Origin of the sequence: Paenibacillus sp. ov031, assembly GCF_900143165.1 — a bacterium.
Classification (GTDB): Bacteria; Bacillota; Bacilli; order Paenibacillales; family Paenibacillaceae; genus Paenibacillus; species Paenibacillus marchantiae.
In genome coordinates this window covers 336,898-351,734 of record NZ_FRDO01000001.1, presented here as the reverse complement: position 1 = coordinate 351,734, position 14,837 = coordinate 336,898, and the positions used below count along the sequence as shown (strand labels likewise).

At 45.0% G+C, this 14,837-nt stretch carries 19 protein-coding genes; all 19 read right to left on the bottom strand.

Going from position 1 to position 14,837, the window contains the following annotated elements; genetic code table 11:
• Nucleotides 1-20 precede the first annotated feature (20 nt).
• The gene (flhB, locus tag BUA17_RS01540) at nt 21-1,103 is read right to left on the bottom strand and encodes a flagellar biosynthesis protein FlhB (RefSeq protein WP_063566398.1); all 1,083 of its coding nucleotides are present in this window, start codon (nt 1,101-1,103) and stop codon (nt 21-23) included.
• Between the two features lie 23 nt (nt 1,104-1,126).
• Nucleotides 1,127-1,915, bottom strand: coding sequence for a flagellar biosynthetic protein FliR (gene fliR / locus BUA17_RS01535; protein WP_063566399.1), 789 nt, complete (start codon nt 1,913-1,915; stop codon nt 1,127-1,129).
• A gap of 10 nt (nt 1,916-1,925) precedes the next feature.
• A complete protein-coding gene (fliQ, locus tag BUA17_RS01530; protein WP_024630226.1) occupies nt 1,926-2,195 on the bottom strand; it encodes a flagellar biosynthesis protein FliQ in 270 nt (89 codons plus the stop codon).
• Between the two features lie 25 nt (nt 2,196-2,220).
• Nucleotides 2,221-2,976 (bottom strand): flagellar type III secretion system pore protein FliP, encoded by a 756-nt coding sequence (fliP, locus tag BUA17_RS01525; protein ID WP_072732405.1) that lies wholly within the window; start codon nt 2,974-2,976, stop codon nt 2,221-2,223.
• Entirely contained in the window at nt 2,973-3,509 is a 537-nt protein-coding gene (locus BUA17_RS01520) for a flagellar biosynthetic protein FliO (protein ID WP_072732404.1), read from the bottom strand. Before BUA17_RS01520 ends, fliP begins: the two co-directional genes overlap by 4 nt.
• An 11-nt stretch (nt 3,510-3,520) precedes the next feature.
• Nucleotides 3,521-3,886, bottom strand: coding sequence for a response regulator (locus tag BUA17_RS01515; protein WP_017689175.1), 366 nt, complete (start codon nt 3,884-3,886; stop codon nt 3,521-3,523).
• Between the two features lie 28 nt (nt 3,887-3,914).
• Nucleotides 3,915-5,177: a flagellar motor switch phosphatase FliY gene (gene fliY / locus BUA17_RS01510; protein WP_072732403.1), complete on the bottom strand. Its 1,263-nt coding sequence runs from the start codon at nt 5,175-5,177 to the stop codon at nt 3,915-3,917.
• The gene (gene fliM, locus BUA17_RS01505) at nt 5,167-6,165 is read right to left on the bottom strand and encodes a flagellar motor switch protein FliM (RefSeq protein ID WP_024630222.1); all 999 of its coding nucleotides are present in this window, start codon (nt 6,163-6,165) and stop codon (nt 5,167-5,169) included. Before fliM ends, fliY begins: the two co-directional genes overlap by 11 nt.
• Before the next feature lie 39 nt (nt 6,166-6,204).
• Entirely contained in the window at nt 6,205-6,666 is a 462-nt protein-coding gene (locus tag BUA17_RS01500) for a flagellar basal body-associated FliL family protein (protein ID WP_072732402.1), read from the bottom strand.
• A complete protein-coding gene (locus BUA17_RS01495; protein WP_024630220.1) occupies nt 6,666-6,887 on the bottom strand; it encodes a flagellar FlbD family protein in 222 nt (73 codons plus the stop codon). The genes BUA17_RS01500 and BUA17_RS01495 overlap by 1 nt, the downstream gene beginning before the upstream one ends.
• A gap of 66 nt (nt 6,888-6,953) precedes the next feature.
• Nucleotides 6,954-7,769: a flagellar basal body rod protein FlgG gene (gene flgG / locus BUA17_RS01490; protein WP_072732401.1), complete on the bottom strand. Its 816-nt coding sequence runs from the start codon at nt 7,767-7,769 to the stop codon at nt 6,954-6,956.
• A gap of 81 nt (nt 7,770-7,850) precedes the next feature.
• Nucleotides 7,851-8,234, bottom strand: a complete 384-nt coding sequence (locus BUA17_RS01485) for a TIGR02530 family flagellar biosynthesis protein (protein ID WP_063566405.1) — start codon at nt 8,232-8,234, stop codon at nt 7,851-7,853.
• Complete coding sequence (locus BUA17_RS01480) at nt 8,231-8,776, bottom strand: flagellar hook capping FlgD N-terminal domain-containing protein (protein ID WP_063566406.1); 546 nt, start codon at nt 8,774-8,776, stop codon at nt 8,231-8,233. Before BUA17_RS01480 ends, BUA17_RS01485 begins: the two co-directional genes overlap by 4 nt.
• A 19-nt stretch (nt 8,777-8,795) precedes the next feature.
• Nucleotides 8,796-10,175, bottom strand: a complete 1,380-nt coding sequence (locus BUA17_RS01475; protein ID WP_072732400.1) for a flagellar hook-length control protein FliK — start codon at nt 10,173-10,175, stop codon at nt 8,796-8,798.
• A 43-nt stretch (nt 10,176-10,218) separates the two neighbouring features.
• Nucleotides 10,219-11,154, bottom strand: coding sequence for a MotE family protein (locus BUA17_RS01470; protein ID WP_072732399.1), 936 nt, complete (start codon nt 11,152-11,154; stop codon nt 10,219-10,221).
• Between the two features lie 42 nt (nt 11,155-11,196).
• A complete protein-coding gene (gene fliJ, locus BUA17_RS01465; protein WP_072732398.1) occupies nt 11,197-11,649 on the bottom strand; it encodes a flagellar export protein FliJ in 453 nt (150 codons plus the stop codon).
• An 11-nt stretch (nt 11,650-11,660) separates the two neighbouring features.
• Nucleotides 11,661-12,980 carry a flagellar protein export ATPase FliI gene (fliI, locus tag BUA17_RS01460; protein ID WP_072732397.1) on the bottom strand — a complete coding sequence of 440 codons (1,320 nt, stop codon included), beginning with the start codon at nt 12,978-12,980 and terminating at the stop codon, nt 11,661-11,663.
• Nucleotides 12,967-13,827, bottom strand: coding sequence for a FliH/SctL family protein (locus tag BUA17_RS01455; RefSeq protein WP_072732396.1), 861 nt, complete (start codon nt 13,825-13,827; stop codon nt 12,967-12,969). The genes fliI and BUA17_RS01455 overlap by 14 nt, the downstream gene beginning before the upstream one ends.
• Nucleotides 13,820-14,836: a flagellar motor switch protein FliG gene (gene fliG, locus BUA17_RS01450; protein WP_063566412.1), complete on the bottom strand. Its 1,017-nt coding sequence runs from the start codon at nt 14,834-14,836 to the stop codon at nt 13,820-13,822. The genes BUA17_RS01455 and fliG overlap by 8 nt, the downstream gene beginning before the upstream one ends.
• Between the last annotated feature and the right edge of the window lies 1 nt (nt 14,837).

Below are 14,837 nucleotides of genomic sequence, written 5' to 3'. Positions count from 1 at the left end.
GTACGGCCTCCGATCCCTTGTTATTTCGTTCTGCCCTTTAATTTATATACATAAGCCAGCACTTCGGCTACCGCTTGAAACAAATCAGCCGGTATGGCGTCACCAATCTCGGCTCTCTGGAACAATGCCCGTGCCAGCGGCTTGTTTTCCATTGTAATGACACCGTGCTCTTTGGCAATTTCCTTAATACGTAAGGCGACGTAATCCTGACCTTTAGCTATAATCTGCGGCGCTTCCATCTCCGAGCCTTCATACTTAAGCGCAACGGCAAAGTGAGTTGGGTTGGTGATAATCACATCCGCTTTGGGAACTTCCTGCATCATACGCTGAACAGCCATACGACGCTGACGCTCCCTGATTTTCCCCTTGATCAGTGGGTCACCTTCCATTTTTTTGTATTCGTCCTTGATGTCTTGCTTGGACATCCGAATGTTTTTCTCATAATCATACTTCTGATACATGTAATCGAATACTGCAAGTACCAGGAGTGCTACGGCAATTTTAATTCCCAAGTTTAAGGTAATCGAAGCAGCAAAATGAAGAATAGCATCCAGTGAAAAATGTGATAGTGAAGCAATATCTGATTGGTAACTTGTGATTGTACTGTAAACGAGAAAACCGATAATTGACATTTTTAGAATCGATTTAGCGAATTCCACCAAAGAGCGGAGAGAAAAAATATTTTTGAACCCTTTGATCGGATCCAACTTCTCAAGTTTTGGCTTCAAACCTTCCCCTACAAGAAGAAAACCAACCTGCATGTAATTAACGATTAACGCAACAAGTACCGCACCTAGCAAAGCAGGAGCAAGCAACAGCATTATCTCGATACCATATCGCATCATCAGAGCGACAACATTCTCCCCGGTGATCTCCATACTGAGTCGATTTATGAAGATGTCCGTAAACAGTCGAACTATTCGTTCTTTATAAAAGTTACTGAACATCATCATGATCAAAAACGTGAATAGGAGAATGGATGCGCCGGACAGCTCCATACTTTTGACAACCTGTCCTTTTTTTCGCGTATCCTGTCTTTTTTTCGGGGTAGCCTTCTCTGTTTTTTCCCCCGCAAACATCTGGAGGTCGAGTTGATATTTCATTCGAATCTTGTCCTCCGTTTCACTCAGCCCGGCCTCTGTCCAATGGTCCCAAGCAAGTTTTCCATGGATCTGAACATTACTTCGAACAATTGACTAAACACAAAGGCAAAACTGGGAACCAGCAAAAGCAAAATAGCAAGCCCTACGAGTACTTTCAGTGGCATTCCGACGGCAAATACGTTAAATTGAGGAGCCGTCTTCGCCAAGAATCCCAATCCTACATCTGTCAAAAACAGAGCAACTACAATCGGCGCAGACATCTGAAAAGCCAACATAAATGATTGACCTAAGGTACGCACCAAAAATTCAGCAATACTTCCATCTGCCAATCGTAGAAAGAATACATTCGACAACGGAATCCAGCGATAACTATATACAATGGCATCGAGCAGATAATGATGTCCGTTCATTGTCAGAAAGAGCAATACCGCAAAAGCATATTTGAAGTTACCTGTAAGTGGTGCAGAAGCGCCTGTCATTGGATCATATACGTTGGCCATACCAAAACCAATCTGAAGATCAATAAAGGTTCCTGCGGTCTGTATAGCCGTCATTAACAGATAAGCAACAAAGCCTAAGAGCAAGCCAATCAATATCTCTCGGATAACCAGCAGGATATAACTCAGATCTGTAGGTACAACCTGGTCTATGCCGTATACCATATACACCGTAAAGGTTACGAATGCCGATAAACCAATTTTAAGAGAATTCGGCACATTCCGAGCCGAGAAGACCGGCGCAGTTACAAAAAATGATGCTATTCGACAAAACATAAGCAGAGCGACAGGAAAACTTTGCAACAATGTCTCCATCTGCAACAGCCTACCCTATGTATCTGTATAAATTATCGAGAATGTTATACGTGAAATCGACCAGTATATTCAATATCCAAGGACCAAACAAAAGTACTGCCAGAAGTACAGCAATGATTTTAGGCACAAAGGCCAGGGTTTGCTCCTGAATTTGAGTGGTTGCCTGAAACACACTGATAATGAGTCCTACAACCAGAGCTAGAATAAGCATGGGTGCGCTGGCCAGCAGTGAAGTATAGACCGCTTTCCCGGCCAGACCGATAATAAACTCCGAAGTCATGACCGTCCTCCTTTAATATGCCGGCTCAAGTGTTAAAACTCAGCAACAGTGACTTCACGACCAGATACCAGCCATCGACAAGTACAAATAACAGTATTTTGAAAGGTAATGAGATCATGACAGGTGGAAGCATCATCATCCCCATAGCCATGAGTGTACTCGCAACTACAATGTCTATAACCAAGAATGGAATAAAGATCATGAATCCCATCTGGAATGCTGTCTTCAACTCACTGATTGCATATGCCGGTACCATCACAGTAATCGGAATATCTTGGTATGTGCTTGGCTTTTCGGTTTGATTGTACTTCATAAACAGCAATAGGTCTTTCTCCCTAGTGTGGGAGAACATAAACTTCTTCATGGGATCCGCAGCTTTTTCCAACGCTTCGGTTTGTGTGATGTCTCCCTTGAGATAGGGCTGAAGCGCTACCTGATTAATGGACGACAACGTCGGTGACATGATGAAAAGTGTCAGAAAAAGTGCTAAACCGACCAGCACCTGATTGGGTGGCATTTGCTGCGTACCCAAGGATGTCCGCACAAAACCGAGAACGATAACAATCCGTGTAAAACTGGTCATCAGTACCAGCAAGGCTGGTGCAATACTAAGTACTGTGATCAACAGGATAATGGACAGTGAACTCGTACTTGGTGTACCCCCATCCCCGTTACCAATTTGAATATCAATATTCGGAATCGGTTCGGCAAAGGCAGCAGTGACCGAGGCCAGACTGATGAGTCCTATGAAAAAACACGCCAACCAAATCTTTTTCTTCATGAATCCCTCGACCGATCTGTAGTATTGTCTTCTTCCAGGACCTTCTCCATCTTCTCTTTACGGTTAGGCATCTGCCGAAGTTTAGATTCAAACAGTTCGTGAAAAGAGGTTGTATCCTCGAGTTCCATTTCCCGTGGCGGTTCATCTTTGCGCAAGCGGGCTGCCAGCTTTGCAATGAGAGGCGAAAGTCTTCCCTGTTGAGCTGAAGCATCCCGTTCAAATGAATCAATGATTCGCTGTGCCTCTTCAAGATCCGAAACCTTATCCACCAGCTGTATGTCATCACCCACACCGAGTAGATAAACACTACCGCCAATTTCTATAATTTGCAGCGACTTGTTTGGTCCCAGTCCGACCCCACCCAAAATACGAATTGTGCCGTTCCGGAACCATCGCTGATTCCGTTTGTTCAGAAAACGAATCAGATAGACTATAAGAACCAGAATGACGGCCAGGACAACAATCACCCATACAAGCTGAAAATAATAATTGACTCCCGTGCCCACATCATCTGGAATCTTATCCTGAGCCATCATCATGTCTCTTAAACGCCCAGCGTTTTGCTGATTGCTTCGATAACGCGGTCAGATTGGAACGGTTTCACGATGAAATCTTTAGCTCCAGCTTGGATTGCATCAATAACCATCGCTTGTTGACCCATCGCAGAGCACATAATCACTTTTGCGTTAGCATCAATTTTTTTGATTTCTTTCAAAGCTGCAATACCATCCATCTCAGGCATGGTAATATCCATTGTAATCAGATCAGGACGAAGCTCCTTAAACTTCTCAATTGCTTGTGATCCATCCTGTGCTTCGCCAACGACCTCGTATCCGTTTTTGGACAAAATGTCCCGGATCATCATTCTCATAAATGCAGCGTCGTCCACGACTAAAATTCGGTTTGCCATCTTGATTCAAGTCCTCCCTAAATTGTGCTTATTGTAATTTCTGAATTCGGTCCCATTGGCTTACGATATCTATAACACGAACACCAAAGTTTTCGTCGATTACGACAACCTCACCTTTGGCAATTAACTTGTTATTCACCAAAATATCGACAGGTTCACCGGCCAGCTTGTCCAGCTCGACAATTGAACCTTGTGACAGTTCTAAAATATCCTTAATTTGCTTCTGGGTCCTTCCTAATTCTACGGTGACTTTAAGGGGAATGTCCATCAATAAATTCAAATTGTTTTCGTCTACCTGGCCGAACGCCCCATTTTGCAAATTGGCGAATTGAACCGGTTGTACGTTTACATTCCTATTCGGCACACCGCCGTAATGCTGCGGTACACCATAAGGTTGCTGCGGAGGCATGCCATACGGCTGCTGTGGCGGCATTCCTTGCGGCATCCCCATTGGAGCCTGTCCATAGCCATTATAATCTTGAACAGGCGGCTGTTGTGCCTGTGACGGTGCCTGTTGCTGAACCGGAGGTTGCTCAGGGGCAACCGGTACTGCTGCTGGTACTGGCTCTGGAGTAGACGCAACTGGTGCACTAGCAGTAGACTCTTGAGCCCCTCCAATCAACATCTCTACCATTTCTTTGGCAAAATGCACTGGAAGCAGCTGCATAAGATTGGAATCAATTAGGTCACCAATCAACAGACGAAATGATACCTGGATCAACGTCTCATCTTCTGGAAGATTGCTGACTCCCTCACCACTTTCCATATTGAGAATATCAATTCCCGGAGGAGAAATATTCACGAAACGGTTAAAGATTGTGGACATGGAAGTAGCAGACGAACCCATCATTTGATTCATCGCTTCCTGTACTGCACTGATATGGATTTCATTTAGTTCTTCATCAACCGGATTTCCTTCGCCGCCAAGCATCAGATCAGCTATGACTTGAGCATCCCGTTTTTTGATGACTAGCGAGTTAATCCCTTCAAATCCATCCACATAATTCACATGTACTGCAACGTGAGGTTTAGGAAAGGCTTCATCAAACTGTGTCCGACTGATGATGGACACCTTAGGTGTTGTAATATCTACTTTTAGGCCCAATAGCGTGGACAAAGCTGTCGCCGCACTACCAAAAGTAATGTTACCAATTTCCCCCAAGGCATCCTGTTCCAGCTCGGTCAAAAAATCATCAACTGTTTTCTCAGCCGGTTCCGAACTGTTCATCGATTCCGATTGTCTGAGCAAAGCATCGATTTCTTCTTGGGATAAATAATCCTTACTCGTCAAATTCTTCAACTCCTTCGGTGACAATCTTGTCTATTTGCACAGCCACACGATCCTTGATCGTTCCCGGGCTACCCATGTACTTCAGCCTGTCTCCAACTTTAATGGACAATCCCTCATCAACTGGTTTGTTCAACGTAATGACATCGCCAACCGACAGACCCAAAAATTCAGCAATCGAAATTCTGGATTCTCCCAACTCCGCAACAACGGGTAATTTGGCTTTGTTCACACGCTCTTTGAGAGCATCATATTCTTCCGGAGCTCTCGTCTTTTTCTCCGAAACAAACCACTGATGAGTCGACAACCGGGACATAATAGGTTCAAGAACGACATGCGGGATACACAAATTGATCATGCCTGTGGTGTCACCGATTTTGGTACTCAGTGAGATCAAAGCAATGGTCTCATTGGGAGATACAATCTGCATAAATTGCGGATTGGTCTCCAGCGCTTCCATCCTTGGAGAAATATCCAGCACCGTCTTCCATGCTTCCTGCAAACTCTCAAACGCACGGCTGAAAATCCGCTCCATAATCGTCGTCTCAATTTCCGTCATCGATGCGATCTTTGTCGGTGCATTTCCTGTTCCGCCAAGCAGACGATCCAGCATTGCATAACCCACGTTGGGATGAACCTCCATCACCATCCGTCCCTGTAATGGCTCCGCCTCAAATATGTTCAATATCGTCATCTTCGGAATAGAACGGATAAACTCGTCATAAGGCAACTGTTCAACCTGAACGACATTGATCTGAACGAACGTCCGCAGTTGGGCTGAAAAATAAGTGGTGAGAAAGCGTGCAAAGTTTTCGTGAATACGGGTCAAGCTTCGAATATGATCTTTAGAAAAACGAACTGCCCGCTTAAAATCGTACGATCTAATTTTCTTTTGAGTTTCTTCCTTTTTCAATTCCTCGGCATCCATCTCACCAGAGGAAAGGGCAGCTAATAGGGCGTCAATCTCATTTTGTGATAATACATCCACCATGTTCTCACCCCCTTACAGATTTACAGCGTGTCCTGTTCATTATATTGGTGCTGTCAAAAAAGAAGAAAAACTAGTACTGGTCAGCTTACCTTCCGGCAAAGCTTCATTAATAAGTTCGGTCAATTTTTTATTAAATTGAATGCGACCTTTTGCTGTAGCCAGCTCATCCGACTTGGTATCCGCAAAAGTCTGGATGATGATAGGCTTCACCGTGATTTCCTTGATTTTCTCAAAATCTTCTTTAGCCTTTTTGTCGGACAATTTGAAAGAAAAACTTACAACTACAATATGGTCTATATCAGCCAAATTGGTTTTAATTTCTCCAAGCTCTGAGGAAACTGCAACAATCTCATCCGCAGTCATCTTCTTCTCTGCAGCAGCGGCTGCCGTATGTGTATCATTCTTATTCCCGTTCTGTCCTTGCATAAATACAAACACAACCACCACAATGAGTGTTATAGCTAGCAAGCTTGTTGCAAGCCATGGCAACATCTTTTTCATCAGGACTCCTCCGTTTGCTGCACTTTAATAGTGGCTGCCTGAACCCCGATTTCACGGTTGTAATCTTTAATTTTGGAAATAACCTCATCGGCCTTCTCAAGCACAATAAGTCTCTTTCCGGTTACCAGAGTAATATACGTGTCTGGTGTCTCTTCGACAATTTCAACCATCAGCGCATTTAACCACATGGGAGAACCATTTAACCGCGTAACCGAAATCATGCTAAGCCCCCTCGATCAGAGTGGAGGAGCAAGCTCCCCCACGCATTAAAAATTGCTAATCAGTTATTAACGTTTCAGGTTAACAACTTCCTGAAGTACTTCATCGGACGTTGTAATAATACGTGAGTTCGCCTGGAATCCACGTTGAGCCACGATCATCTCTGTGAATTCACCTGTTAGATCCACGTTGGACATTTCAAGTTGTCCTGCAATAACGGAGCCTGTACCAAATTCAGTACTATTGGCAGTGACAATTTCGAATTCCCCGTCAGCATTGGCATTTGCAGTAATACGATACAAGTTACCACCGATTTTTTCTAGACCTTCTGGATTTGTTACTTTCCCTATGCCCAGTTGTGCTCCAGCTTCAGTTGTTCCATCATCCATCGTCTGGTTGATAATTCCATCTTGACCAATAGTGAAAGAAACTACCGCTTCATCCAATGTGATAGGTTCTCCACCACTATCAACAACGAACAGACCATCGGATGTCACGAGGTTACGGTTAGCATCCACATGGAAATCTCCTGCACGGGTCAAAAAAGGAACTTCTTGTTCTCCGCCTAGGGTCACCAGGAAGAAACCATCACCATTGAGACGCAGGTCGGTTGGATTATTAGTTGTCATTGGGCTGCCCGCAAGATGCAGCGTATCAATCGATCCTACCGATACACCCAAACCAATCTGCTTTGCATTTACACCACCGTTATCATCTCCAGGCGCTGTTACCCCCGCCGTTGTTTGGCTCATAATATCTTTGAACATAACACGGCTACCTTTAAAACCAACCGTGTTCACGTTCGCAATATTATTACCGATAACATCAAGTTTCGTTTGAAAACCCCGCATCCCGGAAACGCCTGAGTACATTGATTTCAACATTTTTAAAAATCCTCCCAGCCTTAATTTGGTTACCGCGTCAGTCGGTCAGCGGCATTCCGGCTCCCGAGAAGGGCCAGCCGGTCAAGAAATGATTACAGCACTGTCAATCTGGGTGAATACATTATCCTTCATGCTTTCACTATCCATGGCTGTAACGACAGTACGATTTTTGACATTAACGATAAAAGCCATATCTTTCATCAAAATCAAGGATTCCTTGGCTCCTTTGGCAGCAGCCTTATCCAGGGCAGTTCCAATCTGCTGCATCTGCTCAGTCTTGAGTTCAATACCCCGCTGTTCCAACCTTTTGGCAGCATGATTACTCAATTTCAGGAGGTTGTCTTCCAATACCTGTGCAAAAGGGCGTTCAGGTACATTAGACGTTTCTCCTGCTTTGGAGCGATTATGCAAATTCGGTGTAATTGGACCTGTATACAGTTGGCCTACTGTTATCCGATCACTCATAACGTGTTTCCGTTATCTTCAGGCTGTGCTGATGGTTCTTGTTCATTGGTTTCGTTCGTTTCAGCTGAATCTTCAGCGTTCTGAACAGGATTTTCATTTTCCTCAGCCTGTGTTGGATTGGTTACCTGAATAATTTCATCCAGCTTAATTTCGTCTTTGCCCACTTTTGCGTACTGAACACCATCTCGTACGATAATAGAATCCACAATACCTTGACGGAGTGTTCCGTTATCCTCTTTATTAGAAGAAAGCCAACTGATCTCGCGGCCAATCATGCCAGACACTGTCCCAAGAGACTGATTCAAAGTCTTGAGCTGAGACGAGATATTCACCAGTTGTTCTACCGAACTGAACTGAGCCATCTGAGCGATAAATTCCTTATCTTCCATTGGCTGCATCGGATCCTGATTTTGTAGCTGAGTGATCAATATTTTAAGAAACTGATCCTTGCCCAGCTCTTTTGTTGCAGCGCTTGTTGTAGCTTTATTCGCTGCCGAATAGTTAGGCCAGGTATTATTGGTAGAAATCGCTTCATTAGCCATATTTTCACCTCATTTCTATTTAAGCTTCTGCTGTAAACGTGTCTCTCCGCAGGTCGTTGGCTTCCTCATGTTCACTACGCCAGTTGCGCAATTCTTCCTGGAGAGTTGCTGTAGTTACAGCATCATCCGATTGTTCTTCACGTTCGCGTGAGCGACGTTGCTGCTGAGAATTGCTTCCTGGCTGGCGTCCCCCATCCTGGTACATTTGTGAACCAAGTGAGCTGTTCTGAGTAACTTCAAGTCGTTCCACTTGAATGCCTTGAGCTTGAAGCGAGCTACGCAGTTGCATCATTTGCTGTTCCAGCATGTCTTTCGCCATCGTATGCTCAGTCATAAACCGTGCAACCAATTGTCCGTTTTGCAAAGTAATTTGTACATCCAGCTTACCTAGATGCTCCGGACGTAGTGAGATAGTTGCCTCTGAAAAACCCTTTTGCTGCACGATATCCAGCTTGTTCACAACAAATTGTGTCATCTCTTTTGCAAACTGGGATGCTTGCATGACAGGTTCAGCCGGTTTACCCGCTGATGTACCTGATGAACGTAAGGACAACTCTCCTGCCGTAATGATACTTGAATGGTCCACTTCTCCTACTTCATTCGCTGTAGGTGCTGAATCCGTTTCAACTGAAACTTTAGGTCCAGTATTTGAAGCGGCCGCAACAAGAACTTGTGGTACCACTGAGTCTTGCTTGGATGTTTGAACGGGATGCGTTGGAGCCACTTGCACAGCCTGGTCCTTAGTCACCGCTAATGTATCCAGAATGGATTTAAGTTCATTCCACCCTTTGTTAAGACTGGTGTCAACGCCAGCATCTTGCAACTGACTTTGAAGAGATTGAAGCAGGTGCTTGAATTCTGGAGCGTTCTTGACAACAGTACTATCAGGCTCATTCATACCCGCAATTAACTGTGTAAGCACATCCTGTAATACAAAGCGCACTGCTGCTGGATGTTCCGCCAGATCAATTGCTGATGCTGCATTACCCGCTTCACTTGTAGGCTCATCAGAACCTTCGGCTTGAGTACCAGGATTAGCATCTAATTGAGCATACATCTGCTGAATCAGACTTTGTAAATCCCCTAGTAGTGACGGATCATTTTCCAAAGCTTCATCTAGTGAATCCAAATCTGCGAATAACGAACTCAAGATATCGGTGATAGATGTTTGTTCTCCATCTTCACTAGCTGCAAAGGTAAACATAAGCGGATTAGCTGTTAAGCTCCCTGCTGCAGCCGAGCTGTTCTCCCCCGTTGCACCACCATTCAATGATTGGGCAAGAGTTTGTAGAAAATCACCGCTACCAGCAGTTGCACCTTTGGAACCAGTTCCAGCTGTCTGAGCTGCTCCTATTGTCTTGGCGGATGATGTGGATGTCATTTGATATACAATCGACATTTATTTTCACCTCCTCTCCTTAATAAAACAGACGCTACTAATCTTACTTGTTACCCATTAATTTATTTAATATTTTTGCAGTTTCAACTGAATTTTCAGTCGACATATTTTCAAGCAATTGAGACCGTGTAGCATCATCTACAGAATTCAAAATGGTCAAGGTTTTGTCCGGACTCAGCTTATAAGTTTCGAGTAACAGCTTGGCTCCGCTAGAGGCCGACATGGAAGCAAACGTTTGACTAAGCTGATTTTTATCCAAATTTTTGGAGTTAGTCGTAGATGCCGTAGATGTAGTTGCAGTCTCTTTCTTCAAGCGGGATTGCAGTGCGTCCAGGGCCAGATCACCGGATGGTTTTGCATCCTTCATCATCATCGTGACATCAGCCGCTGTTTTTGGGTCCATCTTTTCCAGCACCTTAGTTCGTGCAGCCGATTGCATCGCACTCAGAAGCAGCACCATCTCTTCGTTCGTCATATTTTGCAAAATCGGCGCGGCCTTACTGGGACTCATGTCCGCATACATCTTAGCCAAATCTTTAATTTGTTTCTGATAATCAGACTCGGTCTCTGGATTCCGTACAGCGGTTTCAACCGCTTTTTCCGCATCATCCAATTTCTTTTGCAAATCACTTGCTTTTTTCGCCTCTGTGGTCGTGGCATCCTTCGCTGCTTTAAGCTCTGTTTCTTTCTCGCTTACTTGTGCCTTCAGCTTATCTATTGTCGCTTCTGCACTCTCGACCTGCTGCTCGCTCTTCTCCAGTTTCTTTTTCTCCGGATCTAGCACAGGATCAGGCACCCAGTCCTTTACGATAGGAATTTTGTTAGCTACTCCAAGCAGGTTGTTGCGAATATCTACATTAAATAGAGTGAGCAAAACACCCAACAAAACCACAGTGAACACAATTGGGATTGAAATCATCAGAAACTTTTCCCAACCGCCGCTCGACTCTTTTTCCATATCTGTGTCTTTAACAGCCATTGTTCTTTCCTCCTTCACGAGACAACTTCGCGTCCGGCCACATCAATTCGCGCGTCCGGCTTTGGCAGCGAAGCGTACAGTAGCCATCTCGTCCAGATCGTTCTGTTCCCGGAGGAGCATCTCCTGCTGAAATTTGATTTTGGCCTTGTCTCTCGCCCCAAGCCATACTTTTTCGTCCATCATTTTGCCATTCAGAAACGTTTGATTCCGTTGCACATTGACCTCAGCATGTCTGACATCACTACTTTTGCGTGAAATGCACTCGTCAAGGTGATGGACATACCGCTGCATCTCCTGCAAGCTGGATACGGAAGCCGTACTTTCCGTAGCAGATTGAATGACATCAATCAATTCCTTTTTATCATTCAATAGTTGTAAAAGATGCTCTTCCTCAGTCTGAAGTTTCCCGATCGCTGTGGATAACATCCACTCCGCTTGCGTTTTTTCATTGCTTTTCAGGTCAACAACCTTCTGGAAATGATATCGAAATTTCATCGTTTACCCATTCATCTCCTTGCAAATTCAAGAATCAAACGTTCCTGCACTTCACTCAGCGTTACTTTTTCATCGACTTTCTGCCTTGTAAAATTCCAGATGCTATCAATCTGGTCTATCGATTCATCAATGGCAGCATTTGAACCTCTTTGATAAGCCCCAATGTTAATTAAATCCTCTGATTCCTTGTACACAGCCATCAGTCTCTTCATATTATTAACGGCTTCCAGCTGCTCTTCAGGAGCAATATCCTTCATAACCCGACTAATGCTCGCAAGCACATCAATGGCAGGGAAATGACCTTTGTTTGCGATGGACCGATTCAGTACAATATGACCATCCAAAATACCTCTTACCGCATCTGCAATCGGTTCGTTCATATCATCCCCGTCGACAAGGACGGTGTAAAAAGCAGTAATCGAACCTGTGGGTCCAGTCCCCGCTCGCTCAAGCAACTTGGGTAAACTCGCAAAAACAGAAGGAGTGTATCCTCTCATTGCAGGAGGTTCTCCCACGGCAAGTCCCACTTCCCTCTGTGCCATGGCATAACGTGTAACGGAGTCCATCATCAACATGACATTCATGCCTCTGTCTCTGAAATACTCCGCAATCGTAGTTGCGATGACCGCGCCCTTGATTCGAATCAGAGCAGGTTGATCAGAGGTAGCGACAATAACGACAGATCGTTCCAGTCCTTCCGGACCCAGATCCCGTTCAATAAAGTCACGAACCTCACGGCCCCGCTCGCCTACCAAAGCAATTACATTGACGTCTGCTGCTGTATTGCGGGCGATCATACCCATAAGCGTACTTTTACCAACACCTGATCCGGCAAAAATACCGACCCTTTGTCCTTTGCCAACCGTCAACAGACCGTCAATGGCTCTCACACCTACACTCATCGTTTCGAGTACCCGTGGTCGGTCCATCGGATTCACTGGCCTATTGGATGTGGAGTACATCGGCATTCTGGAGGGTAACAAGGAACCGTCCAAAGGTTGTCCCAATCCATCTAACACTTTACCAAGCAATTCTGATCCAACCTGTACCCCAAGTGGTTTACCCGTTCCGACCACATCACACCCAGGACCAATGGATTGAAGTTCACCAAGTGGCATGAGCAAAACTTTGTTATCCCGAAACCCGACAACCTCTGCCTGAAGTGGCTTGGCAGATTTTCCAGGGTAGATGTAACATACATCACCAATGCTGGCATCCGGACCTTCCGACTCAACCATAAGACCAATGACCTGAGTGACCTTACCGTTAATGCGAACGGGATCAAATTGCTTAAGATGTTCCATGTATCGCTGTGAGCTAAGAATCTTCATGTTGATTTTTTCGCCCCTCATCCTCAAGTGCTATGCGGATCAGTTCTTTTTTAATTTCAGCGAGCTGGGTATCAATTCTGGCATCTACGCTTCCAAACGACGACCGTATAACACATCCCTTATCTTTTACCGTAGCATCAGGCAAAATCTGCAATTCTGCCTGAGAGTCAATTGCCATAGCCAACTCTTCACGTGCAGCCTGCACAAAAGCAAATTGATCAGGTGCCACACATAAGGTGATCATTCCCTGTTCACGTTTGCGAGACAAACTCTGACGAATTAGTTCAAGCGTGTGTTCTGGTTCAACCGAAAGTTGTTTGTCAATCACCTTCTCAGCGATACCACAGGCGAGATCCACAAGGAAAGGCTCTGCTTCCTGAATAATCTGATCTTTGGCAACGTAAGCTTCTTCAAGCACCCCGCGTGCTTCCTTCATCATCTCTTCGATCTTCACCTTGAGATCCAGTTCAGCCTGTACTTTGCCTTCTTCAAAACCCTGCTGGAAACCTTGTGAACGAAGAGCTTCAGTCAGATGTTCATCCTGCTGACGCTGCTCCTGCCACCAGCTATCTATCTGTTCACGGGCTTCTTGAAGCAATCGCTCCGCTTCCTCCGAAGCATCACGTACCTGCTTTTCTGCAAACTCCTTGGCATCCTCCAGCATCTCCGCGGTAAGACGTTGTGTTTCTTCGTCCACGCGTGCCTGAAGCATCTCAGCTTCAGAACCTTCAGCTCGTTCACCATCTAACTCCGCATCAGACTCCGGTCCACCATAATGATGATGATTTTCGAGTCGTTTGCGGTCATCAACCGGTACATACTGGAAAGATTTAATCAAATTAGACAATGATATCATCTCCTCCACCGCGAGCGATAATGATCTCACCAGCTTCTTCCAATCTACGGATCGTTCCTACGATACGGGTCTGAGCTTCCTCAACATCACGCAACCGAACGGGTCCCATGAATTCCATTTCTTCCTTGAATGTCTCGGACATCCGTTTCGACATATTTCGGAATATAGCATCCCGTACTTCTTCGCTCGCCACTTTGAGTGCCAACTGCAAATCTGCGTTGTCGATATCCCGGATAATACGCTGGATCGAACGATCGTCCACATTGACGATATCTTCGAATACAAACATGCGTTTTTTGATTTCTTCTGCAAGTTCCGGATCTTGAATTTCCAACGAGTCGAGAATAGTACGCTCCGTACCACGGTCGACGCCGTTCAAGATCTGAACGATGGATTCGATACCACCCGCATTTGTATAATCCTGCGTAACAGTAGAAGATAATTTCTGCTCGAGCACCCGTTCCACTTGAGAAATGACTTCTGGAGACGTACTGTCCATAACAGCAACTCTGCGTGCTACATCGGCCTGCTTCTCTTGTGGTAACGAGGACAAGATTGCTGCTGCCTGCTCAAATTGCAGATACGATAATACCAGAGCAATCGTTTGCGGGCTTTCGTTCTGAATGAAGTTCAATATTTGATTCGGATCCGCCTTACGCGCAAAGTCAAAGGGTCTAACCTGCAGCGTAGCTGTCAAACGGTTAATAACTTCAAGTGCTTTTTGCGACCCGAGTGCTTTCTCCAGAATTTCTCTCGCGTACGTAATACCGCCCTGAGAGATATATTCCTGTGCCAAACAGATCTGGTGAAACTCAGACATAATCATATCTTTTTCAGAAGCATCCACTTTGCGAACATTGGCAATTTCCAACGTCAGTTGTTCGATTTCCTCGTCCCGCAAATGTTTGAAGATTTGAGCGGATACTTCCGGACCTAATGTAATCAACAAAATTGCTGCTTTTTGTCTTCCAGTCAGACCTTGACTGCTTGCCTTCGCCAAT

What these genes read in the sequence shown, in the direction of transcription:
- flhB (WP_063566398.1), bottom strand. Translation starts at nt 1,103, where the DNA reads ATGAAATATCAACTCGACCTCCAGATGTTTGCGGGGGAAAAAACAGAG.
- fliR (WP_063566399.1), bottom strand. Translation starts at nt 1,915, where the DNA reads ATGGAGACATTGTTGCAAAGTTTTCCTGTCGCTCTGCTTATGTTTTGT.
- fliQ (WP_024630226.1), bottom strand. Translation starts at nt 2,195, where the DNA reads ATGACTTCGGAGTTTATTATCGGTCTGGCCGGGAAAGCGGTCTATACT.
- fliP (WP_072732405.1), bottom strand. Translation starts at nt 2,976, where the DNA reads ATGAAGAAAAAGATTTGGTTGGCGTGTTTTTTCATAGGACTCATCAGT.
- BUA17_RS01520 (WP_072732404.1), bottom strand. Translation starts at nt 3,509, where the DNA reads ATGGCTCAGGATAAGATTCCAGATGATGTGGGCACGGGAGTCAATTAT.
- BUA17_RS01515 (WP_017689175.1), bottom strand. Translation starts at nt 3,886, where the DNA reads ATGGCAAACCGAATTTTAGTCGTGGACGACGCTGCATTTATGAGAATG.
- fliM (WP_024630222.1), bottom strand. Translation starts at nt 6,165, where the DNA reads ATGGTGGATGTATTATCACAAAATGAGATTGACGCCCTATTAGCTGCC.
- BUA17_RS01500 (WP_072732402.1), bottom strand. Translation starts at nt 6,666, where the DNA reads ATGAAAAAGATGTTGCCATGGCTTGCAACAAGCTTGCTAGCTATAACA.
- BUA17_RS01495 (WP_024630220.1), bottom strand. Translation starts at nt 6,887, where the DNA reads ATGATTTCGGTTACGCGGTTAAATGGTTCTCCCATGTGGTTAAATGCG.
- flgG (WP_072732401.1), bottom strand. Translation starts at nt 7,769, where the DNA reads ATGTTGAAATCAATGTACTCAGGCGTTTCCGGGATGCGGGGTTTTCAA.
- BUA17_RS01485 (WP_063566405.1), bottom strand. Translation starts at nt 8,234, where the DNA reads ATGAGTGATCGGATAACAGTAGGCCAACTGTATACAGGTCCAATTACA.
- BUA17_RS01480 (WP_063566406.1), bottom strand. Translation starts at nt 8,776, where the DNA reads ATGGCTAATGAAGCGATTTCTACCAATAATACCTGGCCTAACTATTCG.
- BUA17_RS01475 (WP_072732400.1), bottom strand. Translation starts at nt 10,175, where the DNA reads ATGTCGATTGTATATCAAATGACATCCACATCATCCGCCAAGACAATA.
- BUA17_RS01470 (WP_072732399.1), bottom strand. Translation starts at nt 11,154, where the DNA reads ATGGCTGTTAAAGACACAGATATGGAAAAAGAGTCGAGCGGCGGTTGG.
- fliJ (WP_072732398.1), bottom strand. Translation starts at nt 11,649, where the DNA reads ATGAAATTTCGATATCATTTCCAGAAGGTTGTTGACCTGAAAAGCAAT.
- fliI (WP_072732397.1), bottom strand. Translation starts at nt 12,980, where the DNA reads ATGAAGATTCTTAGCTCACAGCGATACATGGAACATCTTAAGCAATTT.